Here is a 1,825-nt window from a genome sequence, read left to right as displayed (position 1 = left end):
CCTCCGCTTCTTCAATGCATACATAACATTATTTGTCAAGATATTTTTAATTACTAGTTACCAAAGAAAGTTTTAAGCTTTTGCTGTGATTGACTAGGGAGTTTTTTCTAACGGAAGAAGATCTAATGTAAGAATTCAGGTGAGAGGGGTTGACAAAATCAAGAAATCCGGTATGGTGACGGCATGAGCGAAAAACCGAAACCCGAAAAACTAGCTCCCCCCCAACTCAAGCAACTGACAACGGAGCAGTTGGTGGTCATGATACTAGAGCAGCAAAAGCTGATTGACCAACTGTTAGAGGAAGTAGCCCAGCTCAAGCTCAGACTCAGACCCAACAGCCAAATTACCTCACAACCGCCATCAGCGGACTTAATTCAGAAATCGGAAAAACCCAAACCGCCAGAGTCAATCGCCCCTCAAGCCAAAAGAAAACCTGGAGGGCAGCCGGGACATCAAGGAAAAACCAGAAAAGGTATGGCGCGAGTAGACCGCTACCAAATTGTCAGACCATCAGTGTGTCCCAACTGTGGCTCAGAAGAATTCCTTGACGCACCTGTATCTGTAAGCTGTAAACAAGTCGCCCAACTCGTAGAGCGTCCCGTAGAAATAGTCGAATATCAGTATCACACTTGCAAATGTGTCCATTGCCACAGGCAAGTCAAAGAAGCCAAAGCCCCTGGAGTCATCCCCGGACAAGACTTGGGCATCTCCAACAGCGCGATGCTGGCAAGGATTGGAAATCACGGAAACCTATCCGAAGAAAAACAACAAGAATGGCTACTAGAGTTGACGGGACTCAAAATCGGAGTGGGAACTCTAGCCGCCACCAATCGACGACTGGCGCAGTCGGTAGCTATACCTATTCAAGAACTTTGGCAGTGGGCGCAACAACAGCAACACCTGCACGTTGATGAAACCCCGTGGGGGGTGGCTGGAGTAAAAGAATGGTTGTGGACTGTTGCCGGAGCCAAATTTTCGGGCGTTCCATGCCGCAGATACCCGAGGGCGGGTGGAACTCGAACAAATTGTGGGTTCCGAATTTGCTGGAGTCCTCAGTTCCGACGGCAGAGCGTGTCTATAACGGTTACAAAGTCGCTCACCAGCAGAAGTGTTTAGCTCATCTGAGACGGCACTTCAAAAAAGTGATCCGCTTGGGTCATGGCAATAACCCGAAATTGGGACAACGGTTCCTGGATTTAATTGATGAGGCCTTCGATGAGCATCAAAAATGGCGAGAGACTCAAGATGGAGCTGCTTATCGAGGGTGGGTAGCTCAGTGTCTTGATGCAGTCGCTCATGGGGGAAACCCCCAAGACCGCGCTGCATCGCTTCAAACCCAAGTTGGAGAAAGCTTTGGAGCAATGGAGTTCTCAAGCCGGAGCTGCAGCTGGGCTACTGCTGCGTTCTCTTAGAAACAAAGCTGCCCAATGGTGGTATTTCCGTATAGCACCCAGAAGTTCCACCTGATAATAATCGAGCGGAAAGAGCATTGCGTCCAGCAGTGACCAAACGTAAGGTCTGTGGCGGTTCCCGTTCCATGGAACGGTTTCGGGAAACAGCGGATTTACTCAGCGTCATCCAAACCTGCCGTGTCCAGGGTCGTTCGGCTGTGGAATTTTTCCGACAAGCTCTTGAGGCTACCGTTTCCCCAACAACGGTTTCTTATCCTTCCCTGATTCCAATGACCTGAATTCTTACGATCTAATTTAAATGCAAAACCGCTTAATAATTATAATTAAGTATAGGCAAGGGAGTAGGGGTACATCTCATTAAAGCTGTTTGACCAGGTGGCTGGAATGGCCATTTTGGTGGAACGGGCATCTTG

General features: G+C 48.7%; 1 pseudogene. It reads left to right on the top strand.

Going from position 1 to position 1,825, the window contains the following annotated elements:
- Positions 1 to 183: 183 nt before the first annotated feature.
- Positions 184 to 1,690, top strand: a pseudogene (tnpC, locus tag F6K37_RS40580) (IS66 family transposase).
- Positions 1,691 to 1,825 lie beyond the last annotated feature (135 nt).

It is taken from the genome of Moorena sp. SIO4E2, assembly GCF_010671945.1.
In the GTDB taxonomy this organism is placed as follows: domain Bacteria; phylum Cyanobacteriota; class Cyanobacteriia; order Cyanobacteriales; family Coleofasciculaceae; genus Moorena; species Moorena producens.
This window is presented reverse-complemented; position numbering and strand designations above follow the sequence as displayed.